Origin of the sequence: Streptomyces sp. NPDC056169 (genome assembly GCF_042268445.1) — a bacterium.
GTDB lineage: Bacteria > Actinomycetota > Actinomycetes > Streptomycetales > Streptomycetaceae > Streptomyces.
The window spans coordinates 379955-395769 of sequence record NZ_JBHJUO010000003.1; the positions used below are offsets into that span (position 1 = coordinate 379955).

The 15815-nt window shown below is 73.3% G+C and carries 11 protein-coding genes, 2 tRNA genes and 1 other RNA gene; 6 read left to right on the top strand and 8 right to left on the bottom strand.

The genetic code is table 11. The annotated features are described in order from the left end of the window. Nucleotides 1-18: 18 nt before the first annotated feature. The 3 genes from ACFC0G_RS06760 to ACFC0G_RS06770 all read right to left on the bottom strand — a co-directional run bounded on the left by ACFC0G_RS06760 (nt 19) and on the right by ACFC0G_RS06770 (nt 2834). Nucleotides 19-240, bottom strand: a complete 222-nt coding sequence (locus ACFC0G_RS06760) for a hypothetical protein (RefSeq protein WP_376398242.1) — start codon at nt 238-240, stop codon at nt 19-21. A gap of 195 nt (nt 241-435) precedes the next feature. Then, nucleotides 436-2550: an MMPL family transporter gene (locus ACFC0G_RS06765; protein WP_376398245.1), complete on the bottom strand. Its 2115-nt coding sequence runs from the start codon at nt 2548-2550 to the stop codon at nt 436-438. A gap of 196 nt (nt 2551-2746) precedes the next feature. Then, nucleotides 2747-2834, bottom strand: a tRNA-Ser gene (locus tag ACFC0G_RS06770). Between the two features lie 317 nt (nt 2835-3151). On the opposite strand from ACFC0G_RS06770, the gene ffs reads away from it, so the two are divergent. The 6 genes from ffs (at nt 3152) to ACFC0G_RS06800 (ending at nt 11788) form a co-directional block, all read left to right on the top strand. Then, nucleotides 3152-3250, top strand: an RNA gene (gene ffs / locus ACFC0G_RS06775) — signal recognition particle sRNA small type. Between the two features lie 103 nt (nt 3251-3353). Continuing rightward, entirely contained in the window at nt 3354-5519 is a 2166-nt protein-coding gene (locus tag ACFC0G_RS06780) for a DNA polymerase III subunit gamma and tau (RefSeq protein ID WP_376398248.1), read from the top strand. A gap of 61 nt (nt 5520-5580) precedes the next feature. After that, a complete protein-coding gene (purD, locus tag ACFC0G_RS06785) occupies nt 5581-6831 on the top strand; it encodes a phosphoribosylamine--glycine ligase (protein ID WP_376398251.1) in 1251 nt (416 codons plus the stop codon). 259 nt (nt 6832-7090) lie between these two features. After that, nucleotides 7091-9121: a hypothetical protein gene (locus tag ACFC0G_RS06790; protein WP_376398254.1), complete on the top strand. Its 2031-nt coding sequence runs from the start codon at nt 7091-7093 to the stop codon at nt 9119-9121. 197 nt (nt 9122-9318) lie between these two features. Beyond that, nucleotides 9319-10779 (top strand): N,N-dimethylformamidase beta subunit family domain-containing protein, encoded by a 1461-nt coding sequence (locus ACFC0G_RS06795; protein ID WP_376398257.1) that lies wholly within the window; start codon nt 9319-9321, stop codon nt 10777-10779. Between the two features lie 88 nt (nt 10780-10867). Then, complete coding sequence (locus tag ACFC0G_RS06800; RefSeq protein WP_376398259.1) at nt 10868-11788, top strand: phosphoribosylaminoimidazolesuccinocarboxamide synthase; 921 nt, start codon at nt 10868-10870, stop codon at nt 11786-11788. 59 nt (nt 11789-11847) lie between these two features. On the opposite strand, the gene ACFC0G_RS06805 is transcribed toward ACFC0G_RS06800, so the two are convergent. The 5 genes from ACFC0G_RS06805 to ACFC0G_RS06825 all read right to left on the bottom strand — a co-directional run bounded on the left by ACFC0G_RS06805 (nt 11848) and on the right by ACFC0G_RS06825 (nt 15662). Then, nucleotides 11848-11923 (bottom strand) — tRNA-Gly (locus tag ACFC0G_RS06805). A 22-nt stretch (nt 11924-11945) separates the two neighbouring features. Then, a complete protein-coding gene (locus ACFC0G_RS06810) occupies nt 11946-12560 on the bottom strand; it encodes a response regulator (RefSeq protein ID WP_376398262.1) in 615 nt (204 codons plus the stop codon). Beyond that, nucleotides 12557-13855, bottom strand: coding sequence for a sensor histidine kinase (locus tag ACFC0G_RS06815; RefSeq protein ID WP_376398265.1), 1299 nt, complete (start codon nt 13853-13855; stop codon nt 12557-12559). The genes ACFC0G_RS06810 and ACFC0G_RS06815 overlap by 4 nt, the downstream gene beginning before the upstream one ends. 23 nt (nt 13856-13878) lie before the next feature. Continuing rightward, entirely contained in the window at nt 13879-14646 is a 768-nt protein-coding gene (locus ACFC0G_RS06820) for an ABC transporter permease (RefSeq protein ID WP_376398268.1), read from the bottom strand. Then, nucleotides 14643-15662, bottom strand: coding sequence for an ABC transporter ATP-binding protein (locus ACFC0G_RS06825; RefSeq protein ID WP_376398271.1), 1020 nt, complete (start codon nt 15660-15662; stop codon nt 14643-14645). The genes ACFC0G_RS06820 and ACFC0G_RS06825 overlap by 4 nt, the downstream gene beginning before the upstream one ends. Between the last annotated feature and the right edge of the window lie 153 nt (nt 15663-15815).

The window sequence follows — 15815 nt, forward strand, 5'->3', positions numbered from 1 at the left end:
GTGGCCGACACAGCGGTCCTACAGCTTGCTCATCTTGGAGTACGGGCTCAGGATCCGCTCTTGCACCGAGCCGAAGTCGACAAGTGCGGCGACTCCGTCCTCGATGCCGATCACTCGGCCGAGGCCGTACATGTCGTGTGTCACCTGGTCGCCCACGGCGAACTCCTTGGGCGGCGGGGCGACCGGGGCCTTGAAGGGACTGGTCGGCAAGTAGCGCTTCGGTGCAGCTGGCTTTGTCATTGCGACCAGTATGCGCCCGCGAACGGCCCTGTGCGGTGGTCGTCCGCCGACGAATACGACGGAAGCCGGGGTCGAACCCCCGACGGGGGACCGCCAGAGGAGCGCCAGAACACCGCCAGAACACCCCCTGAGCACCGCCAGAGCGCCGCTCAGGGGGCCGGAACGCCTACGCGATCCAGCCCTCTGAGCTGCTCGTCACATGCGCGTGAGGGCGGGTTCGGGGTCGGGCCTGCCCGCCGGCGCCCCGGGGGCCTCGTGGTGCCGGAACAGCTTGCTCGGCCACCACATCCACCGACCCACGTCCAGGGTCAGCGCGGTGACCAGCACCGAGCGGACGATCATGGTGTCAAGCAGTACGCCGAACGCCACCGCGAACCCGAGCTCGGCCGCGAACACCAGCGGCAGCGAGGCCATCGCCGCGAAGGTGCCGGCCAGCACCAGACCCGCCGAGGTGATCACACCCCCGGTGGTGGACAGGCCCAGCAGCGCGCCGCGCCGGGTGCCGTGCAGCAGCGCCACTTCACGCACCCGGGTGACCAGGAAGATGTTGTAGTCGATGCCCAGGGCGACCAGGAACACGAAGGTCAGGAGCGGGAAGGAGGCTTCCGCGCCGGCGAAGCCGAAGACGTGCTCGAACACCAGGCTGCTCACGCCGAGGGCCGCCCCGAACGACAGCACCACCGTCGCCATGAGCAGCAGCGGCGCGACGATCGCCCGCAGCAGCAGCGCGAGGATGAGGAGCACCACCACCAGCACGATGGGGATGATCACCTTGGAGTCGCGGGCGGCCGCTTCCTGCGTGTCCAGCATGATCGCCGTGCTGCCGCCGACCTGGGCGTCCGCGCCCTCGATCGTGTGGACCGCGCTTCTGACCTGCTCGACGGTGCGGATCGCGGCCTTGCCGCTGGGGTCGTCCTTGAGTTCCCCGAGCATGATGACCTCGCCGTCCTTGGCCGCCATCGGCGTCGAGACACCGACGACTCCCGGTACGCCGGACAGCGCGGCCCTCACCTGCTCCGCCGAGGCGGCCCTGGCCACGACGACGACGGGGTCGCCCGACCCGGCCGGGAAGTGCTCGGACTGGATCCTCTCGCCGACGGCCATCTGAGGTGTGCCGGTGAACTGGTCCTTGTTGGACAGTCCCTCGGCCTTGAGCCCGAGCATCCCGAGCGCCATGGCGCCGAGGACGAGCGTGGTGCCGATCCACACGATCCGCGGCCGGCGGGAGACGGCGGTGCCGACCCGGTTCCAGATGCCTTCCCTGACCGCCTCGGCCGATCCGTACGACGGCTTCGCCGGCCAGAAGATCCAGCGGCCGCAGATGACCAGCAGGGCCGGCATCAGGGTGACCATGGCGAGCAGCCCGACGAGGACGCCGACGGCGCAGGCCGGCCCGAGGCCCTGGGTGGAGCTGAGCGTGGCCAGCATCAGCAGCATCAGGCTGACCGCGACGGTCGCGGCGCTGGCGATGATCGCGGGACCGGAGCGGTACAGGGCCTCGGCCATCGCCTCGTGCCGGTCCTCGTGCCGCAGCAGCTCTTCCCGGTAGCGGGAGATGAGCAGGAGCGCGTAGTCGGTGGCGGCGCCGAACACCAGCACCGTCAGGATGAAACTGGTCTGCTTGTTGACGACGAGCCCGGCGTTCTTCGCCAGCAGGTAGATCACCGCCTCCGACGTGACCAGGGCGACGCCCGCGGTCAGCAGGGGCAGCAGGGGCAGCAACGGGCTGCGGTAGGTGAGCAGCAGCATCACGACGACCACCAGCGCGGTGATCGTGGTCAGGGCGCCCCCTCCGCTGAACGCCTTGATCGAGTCGGACGCGTATCCGCCCGGTCCGGTGACGTGGAAGCCGAGACCGTCGGCGTTCTCCTCGCCGACCTCGGTCATCGCGTCGACGGTCTTGCCGATCCCTTCCCAGCCCGTCTTGTCCTTGTGGAGCTGGACCACGGTCTGGATGGCCTTGCCGTCCTGGGCCTTGAACGGTCCCTGGGGCTGCCCCACGACGTTGTCGATGCCCTTGAAGGCTTCGGCGTCGGCTCGGGCCTCGGCCATGTCGGCAGCGGTGACGCCCTCGGGCCGGTCGTAGACCACGATCGCGGGCACGGTGTCGGCACGCTGGAACTTCTCGGCCCGTTCGACGACCTTGGTCGACTCCGCGTTACCGGGCAGCCAGGCCGAATTGTCGTTCTCCTCGACGTCGCCGAGCTGTCCGGCCAGCATCAGGACGGGGATCAGCAGGACCGCCCAGAGCGCGAGGACGACCCACTTCCCCACTCTTCCGCCGGGCAACGCAGCCAGTCTTCGCATCATGTCGATTCCTCCACCGTGGGCTCGCGTCGCGGACGCATTCCGCACTACGAGCGATGCAGGGACCAGAAATGTGAGGTCCGTGGCCGGAATGTGACCCACGCCTCACCGGAGGACGCGAACTGGGGTGACGGAACACGGAACGCAGAAGACCCCGACCGGTTTCCCGGTCGGGGTCTTCGTGTGCCTGGTGGGGCACTGGCGGAGGATACGAGATTCGAACTCGTGAGGGGTTGCCCCCAACACGCTTTCCAAGCGTGCGCCCTAGGCCACTAGGCGAATCCTCCGGTCGGAACATTACATGACCGAGGAGGGTGCTCGCGAACTCGATTCGATCAAGGGGGTGCGAGGGGGTCGTACGGAGGTCAGGGGGAGGTCAGGCGGAGGGCGGCGGAGGCCAGGCGGAGGTCGGGCCGAGGTCGGCGGAGGCCAGGCGGAGGTCGTACGGGGCTCGCCTGATCGTGCGCCTGGGTGCGCGCCAGGGTGGGTGCGTGAGCGTGCGCCTGGGTGTGTGCGTGAGCGTGTTCGAAGGGGGTCCGCGCGGGGCGGAGAGGGTGTGTGACGGGGGGTGGGTCGGGGGGCTCCCGGGATCGGGTACGCTGGGCGGAGCCCCTCACGCGGCGCTATCTGACTGAACTCCCCCAGGGCCGGAAGGCAGCAAGGGTAGGTTGGCTCTGGCGGGTGCGTGGGGGGCGCTTGCGTTCCCGGGCGGGGTGGATTCCGCCGGGTGCGGAACGCGGCGGCGGCGAGAGGTCCGCCCGGTGGTTTTTCCCGGGTTGTCGGTGGGCGCCTATAACCTCGTATACGTGTCGTCTCTCGCGCTGTACCGCCGCTATCGCCCCGAGTCCTTCGCCGAGGTCATCGGGCAGGAGCATGTCACCGACCCGTTGCAGCAGGCCCTGCGGAACAACCGGGTCAATCACGCGTACCTGTTCAGCGGGCCCCGTGGGTGCGGAAAGACGACCAGTGCGCGGATTCTGGCCCGGTGCCTGAACTGCGAGCAGGGTCCGACCCCGACGCCCTGCGGCGAGTGCCAGTCCTGCCGCGACCTCGCGCGGAACGGGCCGGGGTCGATCGACGTCATCGAGATCGACGCCGCGTCCCACGGTGGTGTGGACGACGCCCGTGACCTGCGGGAGAAGGCCTTCTTCGGGCCCGCGTCCAGCCGGTACAAGATCTACATCATCGACGAGGCGCACATGGTCACCTCGGCGGGCTTCAACGCCCTCCTGAAGGTGGTCGAGGAGCCGCCGGAGCACCTCAAGTTCATCTTCGCCACGACCGAGCCCGAGAAGGTCATCGGCACCATCCGGTCGCGGACCCACCACTACCCCTTCCGCCTCGTGCCGCCCGGCACCCTGCGCGAGTACCTCGGCCAGGTCTGCGGGCAGGAGGGCGCCTCCGTCGAGGACGGCGTGCTGCCGCTCGTCGTACGCGCCGGCGCCGGGTCCGTCCGTGACTCGATGTCCGTCATGGACCAGCTGCTCGCCGGCGCCGCCGACGACGGTGTGACGTACGCGATGGCGACCTCCCTCCTCGGCTACACGGACGGGTCCCTGCTCGACTCGGTGGTGGACGCCTTCGCGGCCGGCGACGGCGCCGCCGCCTTCGAGGTCGTCGACCGGGTCGTCGAGGGCGGCAACGACCCCCGGCGCTTCGTCGCCGACCTCCTGGAGCGGCTGCGCGACCTGGTGATCCTGGCCGCCGTGCCGGACGCCGCCGAGAAGGGGCTCATCGACGCCCCGGTCGACGTGATCGAGCGCATGCAGGCGCAGGCGTCCGTGTTCGGTGCCGCCGAGCTCAGCAGGGCCGCCGACCTGGTCAACAGCGGCCTGACCGAGATGCGTGGCGCCACCTCGCCCCGGCTTCAGCTGGAGCTGATCTGCGCGCGCGTGCTGCTGCCCGCCGCCTTCGACGACGAGCGTTCGTTCCAGGCGCGCCTCGACCGGCTGGAGCGCGGGGCCGCGTCCGGAGCCGGAGTGGGGGCCGGGGCCGTCTACACGCCCGCGCCGCCCGCGCCCGCCATGGGGTACGTGCCCGGGCCCGAGGCCCACACCCCGATGGCCCCGCCCCCGCCCGCCCCGGCGCCCGCGCAGCCCGTGCAGGCCGCCCAGCCCATGCAGCCCGTGCAGGCCGCCCCCGTGCCCGAACCCGCCCCCGCCGCTCCCGCAGCCCCCGCGCAGGCCCAGCCGCCCGCGTCCCGGCCCGGCGCCTGGCCCGGCGCCGCCGCCCCCGGCAGCGGTGCGCCCGGCGCGTGGCCCGGCGCGTCCGCCCCGGCGGCCCCCGCCGCGCAGGCGCAGGCCCCGGCCGCCCCCGCCCCCGTACACGCGCAGCCCGCGCCGCAGGCCCCCGCTCCCGCGGCTGGCGGCGGCGGTGGTGGCGGAGACACGGCGCAGGTGCGGAACCTGTGGCCGCAGATCCTCGACGCCGTCAAGAACCGGCGCCGCTTCACCTGGATCCTGCTCAGTCAGAACGCGCAGGTGGCAGGCTTCGACGGCACCACCCTCCAGCTCGGCTTCCTCAACGCCGGCGCCCGCGACAACTTCGCGAGCAGCGGCAGCGAGGAGGTCCTGAAGCAGGCCCTCGCCGAGACGTTCAACGTGCAGTGGAGGGTCGAGGCGATCATCGACCCCTCGGGCGGGGCCAATCCGCCGCCCGCCGCCACCGGCTTCGGCGGCGGACGGCCGCAGGCCCCCGCCCCCGCCTTCCAGCAGGCCCCGCCGCCCGCCCCCGTACAGGCGCAGCCCGCGCCGGGCGCCGGCTTCCCGCAGGCGTCCGGCCCCGGCTTCGCCCCGGCGCCGGCGCAGGCCCCCGAGCCCGCGTACGCGCCGCCCGCGCCGCAGCCCGTGGCGCCCGAGGACGACGTGCCCGAGGAGGACGACCCCGACCTCGTCGACTCGGCCCTGTCCGGGCACGACCTGATCGTGCGCGAGCTCGGAGCCACCGTTGTGGAGGAATACACGAACGACTAGGGCCGTCTCGCTCGGTGGCCCGCACAAGGGGCATCCCGGCCGGCGGGCTACCCTGGCTGGCGTGAAGGTCCTCGTCATCGGCGGCGGCGCCCGCGAACACGCCCTGTGCCGCTCTCTCTCCCTCGATCCCGACGTCACCGCTCTGCACTGCGCGCCCGGCAACGCCGGAATCGCGGAGGTCGCCGAGCTGCACCCCGTCGACCAGCTGGACGGCGACGCCGTCGCGCGCCTCGCCACCGAGCTCGGCGCCGACCTGGTCGTCGTCGGCCCGGAGGCCCCGCTGGTCGCCGGCGTCGCCGACGCCGTCCGCGCGGTCGGCATCCCCGCCTTCGGCCCGTCCCGGGAGGCGGCGCAGCTGGAGGGGTCCAAGGCGTTCGCCAAGGACGTCATGGCCGGCGCCGGCGTGCCCACCGCCCGCAGCTACGTCTGCACCACCCCCGAGGAGATCGACGAGGCGCTCGACGCCTTCGGCGCTCCGTACGTCGTCAAGGACGACGGCCTCGCCGCCGGCAAGGGCGTCGTGGTCACCGAGGACGTCGAGCAGGCCCGGGCGCACGCCCTCGCCTGCGACCGGGTCGTCATCGAGGAGTACCTCGACGGCCCCGAGGTCTCCCTCTTCGCGATCACCGACGGCGTCACCGTCCTCCCGCTCCGGCCCGCGCAGGACTTCAAGCGCGCGCTCGACGGCGACGAGGGCCCGAACACCGGCGGCATGGGCGCCTACTCGCCGCTGCCCTGGGCCGACCCCAAGCTGGTCGACGAGGTCATGGACAGCGTCCTCCAGCCCACGGTCGACGAGCTGCGCCGCCGCGGCACGCCGTTCTCCGGCCTGCTGTACGCGGGTCTGGCGATCACCGGTCGCGGTGTCCGGGTCATCGAGTTCAACGCGCGCTTCGGCGACCCCGAGACCCAGGTGGTCCTGGCCCGGCTGAAGACCCCGCTCGCGGGCGTCCTGCTGAACTCCGCCAACGGCACCCTGGACGACCAGGCGCCGCTGAGCTGGAGCGACGACGCCGCGGTCACCGTGGTCGTCGCCTCGCACAACTACCCGGAGACCCCGCGCACCGGCGACCCCATCGAGGGCCTGGACGCGATCGCGGAGCAGGACGCCCCGCACGCGTACGTCCTCCACGCGGGGACGAGGCGGGACGGCGACGCGATCGTGAGCGCGGGCGGCCGGGTCCTCTCGGTCACCGCGACCGGAACGGACCTGGCGCAGGCCCGCGAGCGCGCGTACGCGGCGGTCGGCCGTATCAGGCTCGACGGCTCGCAGCACCGCACGGACATCGCGCGGAAGGCCGCCGAGGCCTGATCCGGCGCGGCGTCCGCCGCTTTTTCGTGCGGCCGTGCGGTGAACCGTACGGCCGCACGCATGCCATCACCTTTACCCAAAGCCATTCGATCGAGTGACGGCTCGGCCATCCGGATGACGCCCGCCACCGCCCCAACTAGGGTGCGGCGGAGGCGTTCCGGCACTTGGCCCACCGGCATTGCGATGTCAGTGACGGGTGCCACAGTGGGGGAGTGAGCAACACCGCCACAGGCAGTCCCGACGAGGGCAGAAGGGGGTGATGTACGGCGTGTCCGGTACCGGTGCCGTTGTCGGCGAGGAGTGGGGTGCGCGCGCCGCGCGCTCCCGGGCCCTCGCCGTCCTCCGTGTCCGTGGCAGGGCCCTGGGCCTCGCCGTGCTCCCTGCCGCGGTGGCCGTCGTCCTGTACGCGGGCGGGGTCACCGGCCACTTCACCGGGTCCGGCTGGGACACCGCCCGCTGGGTGGTGACCGTCCTCGCGGTCCTCGTCCTCGTCGCCGCCACCGCCGTCGCCCTCGTCGTCGCCCGGGCCAGGCCGGCCGCCACGCCCACCGTGGAGCTCTCCGAGACCGCGGCCCCCGATCTCTACCGGCTCGTGCGGGACCTGGCCGACCGGCTCGACGTCCCCGCACCCTCCGCGATAGCCCTGACGCCGGACTGCGACAGCTGGCTGGAGGACCGCACCCACCGGGCCCACCGCAAGCACCACGCCCCCGGGGGAGGCCGGACGTCCGACGGCGGCGGAGCCCCCGTCCTCGTCATAGGCTCGCCCTTCCTCTGGTGGATGCGGGTCGCCGAGCTGCGCGCGGTCCTCGCCCCGGTCGTCGCCGGTACGGGCCCGGCCGCCCACCCCGACATAGCCGCCGCCCGCCGCTTCGTCCGCGGTCTCGACGCCGCCGTCGCCGTCCCCGAGACCCCCGGGCTCGACGCCTTCCGCCGGTTCGGCGCCCATGGCGTCGGGCAGGTCGCCCGCGTCCTGCTGCGCGCCTGTCGCGGGCATGCGGCCGAGATGGAGCGCGGGGTCGCCGCCGCCGGTTCGGAGCGCGCGCAGGCCGTGGACTACGGCGTACGGATCGTCGCCCAGGAGCAGGTCGGCCTGGCCTACGCGGGCTGGGACCGGCTCCTGACCCGGGTCGCGCTGCCCGCCTGGCGCATGGGCCGCTGGCCCGCCAAGCTCGACGCGGGCGTGGTCTCCGCCCTGACCGAGCTCTCCCGGCGCGACCGGCTCGCGGACGGCTTCTCCTCCCGGCTCGGCGAGCGGCCGGCCTGCGACCTCCTGGAGGAGCCGGGCGCGGTCGACGAGGCCACGTCGCTGCTCGCCGCCCGTCTCTTCCACGGCGGCCCGGCCGAGCCCGGCCCCGACTGGTCGCCGGTGGAGTGGAGCCAGTACCCGGAGGAGGTCGTCGACCGGAAGTGGCGTACGGACGCGGCCCGGCTCCACGAGGTCCTCGACCGGCTGGGCGTGGCCGACTCGTCCGCCGACTCCTCTTCGTCGGCCTCCACCGGCCCGACCCTGACCCGGGTGATGGCCCACCTGACGACCACCCCGCCGGCCACGCCCGCGGACCCGAAGCCGACGACACCGCCGGCCCCGGCCCCCGACGAGGTCCCCACCCCCGGCGCCCCCGAGGCCCTCCACGCCCCCGAAGCCGCCCACGCTGCCGGCGGCCCCGAAGCCGCCCACGCTGCCGGCGCCCCCGAAGCCCGCCACGACGTCGCCGACCTCACCGATCCCGCCGACGTCGCCGGCCTCACCGATCCCGCCGACGTCGCCGACCTCACGGATCCCGCCGACCTCACCGATCCCGACGATCCCGCAGACCTCACCGACCTCGACGACGAGCCGCAGGCCAACCCGGCCGCCGACGCCCTCGCCGGTGCTCTCAGCGCGCTCCTCGCGCGTGAGGAGGCCGCACGGGAGGCCCGCGCGGCCGCCACCGCAGCCGAGGCAGCGAAGGCGGCGTCCGAGGCCCCGAGCGCCACCACCCCGCCCGTGCTCGTCAGCGGCCCCGACGGTCCCCTGCCGCTCTTCCCGCTCCAGCCGCCGCGTACCGGCCGCGACCTGCTCGCCGACCACGTCACCGCGATGGTCTGCTGCGCGGCCGTCGACACCGCGGAGGCCACCCCCGGCCTCGACTGGCTCGACGGCCCCGCCCTGATCGTCGGCGGCGAGCGCGCGGCGGACCTCGGCCCCCGGGTGCTCGCCCTCGTCGAGGACGGCGACCCGGAGCCCCTGCGCGCCTGGCTCGCCCGCACCGGAGTCCGCCCGGAGAAGCCCGTGCGCCTGGTCTGAAACACGCCCCCCGGAAGCCTTCCGCAGAGGCCTCCGGAACCGCCCCGTCCCGGAGTCCCGGCTTCCACTCTCGTCAATTCACGACGAACGGTGACGGAGTGCGTGCGTTATGTGATGTGCTGGAGACCGTCACTGACAAAGGCAAGCACCAGAGGCACTGACCAGCCCGACCGGGGGAGTCGAGGGAGGGGCGCAGCATGGGGGCCGAGCAGATCAGACGGTGGGAGTCCGGCGCGCTGGCGCACGCCGTGAGCGATCCCTTCGGACAGGGCCCGCTGCCCTGGCTCCGCGGTTCGGAGAACTACTTCGACGACACGGGCCAGATGGTCCCCTGGTACGCCGACGAGATCCTGGCCCGCGGCGGCAGCGGCGGCCCGCGCACGGCCGACGACGTCCGGCGCCAGATCAAAGGGTTCGCCTCGACCGGAGCCGTCGCGCCGGGCGAGTCGATCGACTTCCACATCACCGTGGACCCGCCGCAGCAGTTCCTGGTCGACGTCTACCGGATCGGCCACTACGGCGGCGACGGAGCCGCGAAGATCACCACGAGCCCGCGGCTCTCGGGGATCGTCCAGCCCGCCCCGCTCACCGCCGACCGCACGGTCTCCTGTCACCACTGGTGGCAGTCCTGGCGGCTCCAGGTCCCGTCGTACTGGTCGATCGGCGCGTACGTCGCCGTCCTCACCACCGCCGACGGCTACCGCTCGCACATCCCCTTCACGGTCCGGGACAGCCACCCGGCGGACCTCCTCCTCGTCCTCCCGGACGTGACCTGGCAGGCGTACAACCTCTACCCGGAGGACGGGCACACCGGCGCCAGCCTCTACCACGCCTGGGACGAGGAGGGCCGGCTGCTCGGCGAGGAGGACGCCGCCGTCACCGTCTCCTTCGACCGTCCGTACGCGGGCGCGGGCCTGCCCCTCCACGTCGGCCACGCCTACGACTTCATCCGCTGGGCCGAGCGGTACGGCTACGACCTCGCCTACGCGGAGACCCGCGACCTGCACGCGGGCCGGGTCGACCCCAGCCGCTACCGGGGCCTGGTCTTCCCGGGCCACGACGAGTACTGGTCGGCGCCGATGCGCAGGACCGCCGAACTCGCCCGCGACCAGGGCACGTCCCTCGTCTTCCTCTCCGCCAACACCATGTACTGGCAGGTGGAGCTGGGCCCGTCCCCGTCCGGGGTGCCCGACCGCCTCCTCACCTGCCGCAAGCGGCGCGGCCCCGGCCGCCCCGCCCTCTGGCGCGAGGTCGACCGGCCCGAGCAGCGACTCCTCGGCATCCAGTACGCGGGCCGGGTCCCCGAACCGCACCCGATGGTCGTGCGGAACGCCGAGCACTGGCTCTGGGAGGCCACCGGCGCCGGCGACGGCGACGAGCTCCCCGGCCTGGTCGCGGGCGAGGCCGACCGCTACTTCCCGCGCACCGCGCTCCCCGAGCACCAGGGCCGCATCCTGCTGGCCCACTCGCCCTACCGGGACGGCGACGGAGCCCTGCGCCACCAGGAGACCTCGCTCTACAAGGCGCCGTCCGGCGCCTGGGTCTTCGCCTCCGGCACCTTCGCCTGGTCGCCGGCGCTGGACCGCCCCGGCCATGTCGACGCCCGGGTCCAGCGCGCCACCGCCAACCTCCTCGACCGGATCTGCAAGAGGGACTGAGCGGGGAGTCACAGGGCCGGGCGGCCGGGGCCGCCCGGATGTGCGAGAGAATCGGACACGCTCCTGGATCAACCTACGCGGAGGAACCGTGTCCGGATTCGTAGAAAAGCCCGAGCCTGTCCAGGTCCCGGGCCTCACCCATCTCCACACGGGCAAGGTCCGCGACCTGTACCGGAACGAGGCAGGGGACCTCGTCATGGTGGCGAGCGACCGCATGTCCGCGTTCGACTGGGTCCTGCCCACCGCGATCCCCGACAAGGGCCGGGTCCTCACCCAGCTCTCCCTGTGGTGGTTCGACCGGCTCGCCGACCTGGTCCCGCACCACGTCCTCTCCACCGAGCTCCCGGCCGGCGCCCCCGCCGACTGGGCCGGCCGCACCCTCGTCTGCAAGTCGCTGAACATGGTCCCGGTCGAGTGCGTCGCCCGCGGCTACCTCACGGGCTCCGGCCTCCTGGAGTACGACGAGTCCCGCACGGTCTGCGGCCTCGCGCTCCCCGAGGGCCTCACCGACGGCTCCGAGCTGCCCGCCCCGATCTTCACCCCGGCCACCAAGGCCGCGGTCGGCGACCACGACGAGAACGTCTCGTACGAGGAAGTCGCCCGCCAGGTCGGCCCCGAGACGGCCGCGCTGCTGCGCCGGACGACCCTCGCCGTCTACTCCCGGGCCCGGGACATCGCCCGCGAGCGCGGGATCATCCTGGCCGACACCAAGTTCGAGTTCGGCTTCGAGAGCACCCCGGACGGCGACCGCCTCGTCATCGCCGACGAGGTCCTCACCCCGGACTCCTCGCGCTTCTGGCCGGCCGACCAGTGGCAGCCGGGCCGCGCCCAGCCCTCGTACGACAAGCAGTTCGTGCGGAACTGGCTGACGTCCCCGGCCTCGGGCTGGGACCGCAAGAGCGAGACCCCGCCGCCGCCGCTCCCGCAGGAGATCGTCGACGCGACGCGCGCCAAGTACCTGGAGGCGTACGAGCTGCTGACCGGCAAGCCCTGGTCCGACAGCTTCTAGAACTCCGGTCCACGGACACGAGAAAGCCCCCCGGTCGGATCGACCGGGGGGCTTCTTCATGGAGCGGACGACGAGATTCGAACTCGCGACCCTCACCTTGGCAAGGTGATGCTCTACCAACTGAGCCACGTCCGCATGCGCCGTAGCGCGGGGCTAACTATACCCACCCTTTCGCCTGCGCGAGACGCACGGCCGTGTGACGGTTCTCGGCACCGAGCTTCGCGGCGGCCGAGGAGAGGTAGTTCCGGACGGTTCCGGGGGAGAGCGAGGCGCGCCGGGCGATCTCCGCGACCGGTGCCCCGTCGGCGGAGAGTTCGAGGACCTCGGCCTCCCGGGCGGTCAGCGGGGAGTCCCCGGCGGCGATGGCGTCGGACGCCAACTCCGGGTCCACGTAACGGTTTCCGGCGTGCACGGTACGGATGATCTCGGCGAGCCGCTGGGCGCTGACGGTCTTCGGGACGAAGCCCCGGACGCCCGCGGAGAGGGCCCGCTTGAGGTGTCCCGGACGGCCGTGACCGGTCACGATCATGGTGCGACAGCCGGGCAGTTCGTCCCGCAGGGCCGTGGCGACCGTCACACCGTCCGCGCCCGGCATCTGCAGGTCGAGCACGGCGACGTCGGGGCGGTGGGCGCGGGCCATGGCGAGCGCCTCGGGCCCGGTCGCGGCCTCGGCGACGACGACGAGGTCGTCCTCCAGGCCGAGCAGCGCGGCGAGCGCACCACGGATCAGATGCTCGTCGTCGGCGAGCAGGAGACGTACGGGCGCGGTCACCGGGCCACCTCCGTACGGGACATACCGGGTGTACGGGGCATGGGGACCCGGGCCGTCACCAGGAACGTACCGTCGTCGCCCGGCCCGGCCTCCAGACTCCCGCCGACGGCCGCGAGCCGCTCCCGAAGCCCGGCGAGCCCCGACCCGGACCCGGACCCGCCACCGATCCCACGGCCGATCCCACGGCCGCCCCCGCTCCCGATCCCGCTCCCGGACCCGGGCCCGATCCCTGAAGGGCTTCCCGCCCCGTCGTTCTCCACCGTCAGCAGCACGGCACCCTCCTCCTCGCGGACGGCGATCGCGCAGCGCCGCGCGTCCCCGTGCCTCAGTACGTTGGTCGTGGTCTCCCGGACCACCCACCCGAGCGCCGACTGCACCTCGTCGGGCAGGGCGAGCACGGGCGAGGTGACGGCGCAGTCGATCCCGGCCGCGTCGAGGACGCCCCGCGCGCCCTCCAGCTCCACCCGCAGGTCCGCCTCGCGGTAGCCGCGGACGACGTCCCGCACCTCCCGCTGGGACTCCTGGGCGATCCGCTGCACCTCGATCATCTGGTCGACGGCCTCCGGACGTTCGCGTCGGGCGAGCTGGACGGCGAGCTCGCTCTTGAGGGCGATCACGGACAGGTTCCGGCCGAGGATGTCGTGCAGGTCCCGCCCGAAGCGGAGGCGCTCCTCGGCGACGGCGAGCCGGGCCTGCACGTCCCGCGCCTCGCGCAGTTCGAAGAGGACGCCGAGCACCCAGAGCGAGAGCCGGACGGTGACGGCGAGCCAGCCGGTGATGAAGAGGACGGTCGCCGCGGTCCCGATGGTCTGCCCCATGTCCCGGCCGGTGAGCGGGACGGCGGCGAGGAGGACGGCGCCCAGGAGCGCCTGGTGCAGGACGACGGTGCGTACGGGAAAGAGCAGGCAGTGCCCGGCGAAGAAGGGGATGAGGGCCGCCCCGAGCATCCCCGGCAGCAGCCCGCCCAGGTCGGCGGTGGCCGCCTCCGCGAGGACGGCCCCCGCGACGGCGGCCCCGGCAGCGGCGGCGGGCAGCGTCGCGCGCGGGCCGAGCGCGGTCCCCGGCAGCAGGTACACGTCCATCGCGCGCCGCAGGAAGCGGTGGCCGACGATCCCGTTGGCGAGGTTGAGCAGCGGGGCGACGACGACGAGGAGGAGCGGGGCCTCGTGCCGGACCGGCCAGGTCAGCAGGAGGAGCCCGAGGACGAACACGGCGGACCACAGGAGCATGTACGCGGTGACGCGCGTGTAGGCGTCCACCTTGGCCAGGCCGCTCCGGCCGCTCCAGCTCTTCACAGGAAGACGTCCCCTCGGGTCTCTCAGCGCCGGGGTTCCCAGCGGAACCACCGCTGGACAGCAAACACCGCGAGCACGGTCCAGGCCAGCGCGGCCAGGGCGGCGCCCACCAGGTCCATCGGGTCGACGCCGCCCGTCCAGCCGGCCCGTACGAGGGTCATGACGCCGGTCAGCGGCAGCAGCTCGCAGAGCGAGGCGATCCGCTCGGGGAGGACGGAGAGGGGGACGAAGAGCCCGGATCCGAGGGAGGAGATCAGGAGCAGCGGCAGGGTCGTGAGCTGGGCGCTGTCGACGGTGCGGGTGACGGTCGAGGTGGCGGCGGCGACGGCGGTGAGCAGGACGGTGCCGAGGAGGACGCCGGCGAGGAGCAGTTCGGGCCGGGCGGGTGCGGGCAGGCCGAGGACGGTCATGCCGCCGGCGGTCATGAGGGCGCACTGGGCGAGGGCGAGCGCGGCGGCCGGCAGCGCGACCCCGGTGAGGATCTCGGTGTCGGTCGGCTCTCCGGTCCGCAGCCGCTTGAGGACGAGCGCCTCGCGGCGGGCGACGAACGCGGAGACGAGGTTGCCGTGCACGACCATCAGCAGGGCCATCCCGATGCCGCCGGTCACGGCGACCTCGGCGATGGTCGTGCCCGCCTTGCCGACGTCTACGCGGTCGAGGGAGCTGCGGATCGCGCCCACCATCAGCAGGGGGACGAAGACGGCGACGAAGAGTGCCGTGCGGTTGCGGACGAGCAGGGTCAGCTCGGCCCGCCCGAGCGCGGCGAGTCGGGTGGCGGTGAGCGAGCTCATCGGACGGCCTCCGGTTCCGTGGAAGGGTTCTGCGACTTCGCCTGCGACTTCGACTTCGACCGCGACTGCGACCGCGACTGCGACTGCGACTTCGCCCGCGACTGCGTCTGATCCTGCGTCGAGGTCCGGGACGCGATGTCGAGGAAGGCCTCTTCGAGGGAGGCGGACCGCGCGTCGAGCGCGTCGAGCCGTACGTCGTTCTCCCGGGCCCAGTCGAGGAGCGCGGCGAGGTCGTCCTGGAGGACGTCGGTACGGATCTCCACCCGCCCGCCCTCCTCGGCGGCCCGCAGGTGGAGCGGGAGGCGTCCGGCGGGGACGCCGTCGGGGAGGGTGAACCGGATGCGGGCGGGCCGGGCGGCGGTGACCTGGGAGGGGGTGCCGGAGAGGACGATCCGGCCCGCGTGCATGATCGCGAGCCGGTCGGCCAGTGCCTCGGCCTCCTCCAGGTAGTGGGTGGTGAGCAGCACGGTGGTGCCGCCGTCGCGGAGGGCCCGGACGAGGTCCCAGGTGTCGCGGCGGCCCTCGGCGTCGAGTCCGGTGGTGGGTTCGTCGAGGAAGAGGACCTCGGGGCGGCCGAGGAGGGCGAGCGCGAGGTCGAGCCGGCGCCGTTCGCCGCCGGACAGCTGCTTGACCCGTACCCGCTCGCGGCCGGCGAGCCCGGTGGCGGCGAGGGCCTCGGCGGCGGGCCGGGCGTTGCTGGTGCAGCCCACCCACATCCGTACGGTTTCGGCCACGGTGAGATCGCTGGGGAAGCCGCCCTCCTGGAGCATCACGCCGATGCGGGGGCGGACGGCGGCCCGTTCGCGGTACGGGTCGTGGCCGAGGACGCGGGCGGTTCCGGCGCCGGGGGCGGCGAGGCCCTCCAGGAGTTCGACGGTGGAGGTCTTGCCGGCGCCGTTGGTGCCGAGGAGGGCGAAGATCTCGCCGCGGGGGACGGTGAAGGAGATGCCGCGCACGGCCTCGAAGCCGCCGGAGTAGCTGCGGCGCAGGTCTTCCGCTTCGATCGCGTTGGTCATGTGACCAGGCTTCCGGCGGCCGGGGCCGTCCGGCAGTGCGCGGTGTCATCACGGCGTCTGACAAATGTCATGAGGTCTCACGCACATGTGATGAGGTCTCACGCGGACACGACGAAGGCCCCGGTTCAGAGAACCGGGGCCTTCGACTTCCTG

Coding starts and splice junctions, on each gene's coding strand:
- ACFC0G_RS06760 (WP_376398242.1), bottom strand. CDS start 240: ATGACAAAGCCAGCTGCACCGAAGCGCTACTTGCCGACCAGTCCCTTC.
- ACFC0G_RS06765 (WP_376398245.1), bottom strand. CDS start 2,550: ATGATGCGAAGACTGGCTGCGTTGCCCGGCGGAAGAGTGGGGAAGTGG.
- ACFC0G_RS06790 (WP_376398254.1), top strand. CDS start 7,091: ATGTACGGCGTGTCCGGTACCGGTGCCGTTGTCGGCGAGGAGTGGGGT.
- ACFC0G_RS06795 (WP_376398257.1), top strand. CDS start 9,319: ATGGGGGCCGAGCAGATCAGACGGTGGGAGTCCGGCGCGCTGGCGCAC.
- ACFC0G_RS06820 (WP_376398268.1), bottom strand. CDS start 14,646: ATGAGCTCGCTCACCGCCACCCGACTCGCCGCGCTCGGGCGGGCCGAG.
- ACFC0G_RS06825 (WP_376398271.1), bottom strand. CDS start 15,662: ATGACCAACGCGATCGAAGCGGAAGACCTGCGCCGCAGCTACTCCGGC.